We start from the raw sequence: 1787 nt of genomic DNA on the forward strand, positions 1-1787 counted from the left end.
TACCAGGTCAACGTAGCCTTTATCGTAGAAGAATGGCGGAAAGGCCTGAACGGTAGCTACACAAAGATAGGCGAGATAACGCGTGACATGCAGATTATAGTAGTAGAGACCCCCAACAAGCGGCCGTTATTAACAGTACCAGCCACTATCTGCGTAGAAGCCGGACAAAAGATAGAATTCAAAGTAACCGCCCGGGACCCCGACAATAACCGGATAAAAATATCAACGACCAGTGGCGTCTACAACCGGGACGCCGAAGGCCACGTAGATTTCGTAGCACCCAAAGAAGCCCAGTTCACCCCCCTCAATACCATTCAGAACAGCCCCGCAGAAGGGACCTTTACATGGGAGACCAACTGTAAACATGTCAGAGAACAAGCCTACGATGTATTATTTAAAGTAGAAGACTTTCCCGGTCGGACCTCAGTACAGATGACCGACATCCGGACGATCAAGATACGGGTCATCCCCCCCCGCCCGGTAGGCTTACTAGCCCGGAACACCGCAAGCGGCGTAGACCTGCGATGGCAACGCTACCCGGACTGCAACCTGCCGGATGAAAAGTCGGAACTAATCATATACCGGAAAGAAGGCTGCTCGAACTACATACCGGCCCAATGCCAGATAGGGCTGCCGGCAGCCTTAGGCTTTGTAGAAATTGCCAGAGTAAGCGCCGGAGACACCACCTATACAGATACCAAAGCACAGCCGGGCGTTATCTACAGCTACAGCATCGTAGCCAGACTCTCACTGACAGACTTTGTATCCATGCCGAGCGTACCCTCAAACGAAGCCTGCATCGGGAGTGAGATACCGCAGAAAGCCCCGGTAATCACCAACGTAAGCGTAGAGAAGACCAGCACGAGTGCCGGAGAGATCACAGTCAAATGGACACGACCATTAAACTTCGACAGCACAGCGACCAAAGGCCCCTATGCCTACCAGCTATACAGATCGACCGGCATCAGTGGCGGCTTATTTCAACTGATAGCCACCCTGCCGACCCAGGTGAACAACCAGACCGCAGACACCGTCTACACAGACAAGAATCTGAACACCCAGCAGAACGGCTACAGCTACAAAGTAGCCTTTATATACGAGAGCGACAAGACACTAGCCGAGAGCCAGCTAGCCAGCAGCGTAAGACTGACGGCAAGTTCAGACGCCCAACGGGTACGATTAAACTGGCAGGCCAACGTACCCTGGAGCAACGACAACCAGAAGCACCTCATCTACAGAGAAGACAGACAGAACCCGGGCGTGTTTCACATCATCGCAGAAGTATCCGTACAAGCAGTGAACACCTACAGCTACCTGGACGACGGGATAGACCGATACGAAGCCGATGGGAACCAGAGCATAGCGATGAAGATAGACAGCAGCTACTGCTACAAAGTAGAGACCGTAGGCACCTATGCCAGACTGCCACAGTTCGGGATACTGCATAACCTGTCACAAGTGATGTGTGCCACACCGATAGACGACACCCCACCCTGTCCACCGCAATTGACGATAGACGACCTGGACTGCAAGACATTAGACAGAGAAGCGATCTGTCAGTCGAACACAGTGAGCAACCACCTGCAGTGGACAACCCCAGTGAGCACAGGGAACACCATATGCCGGAACGACATCATCCGGTACAACGTATACTATGCACGCTACAAAGAAGAGACCCCGAAGCTGCTGACCTCACTGAATGGAATACCACCAGAGACGAGCTATACCCACACACGGCCATTGGCAGACGGCTTTGCAGGGTGTTACTATATAACAGCGGTGAACAG

1 pseudogene is annotated in these 1787 nt (G+C 52.6%); it reads left to right on the plus strand.

The features are described from left to right. A pseudogene (locus AC1RRY_RS21885) lies at positions 1 to 1787 on the plus strand (gliding motility-associated C-terminal domain-containing protein); the annotation flags it as partial.

Source organism: Emticicia sp. GW821-FHT11C11 (genome assembly GCF_058808615.1).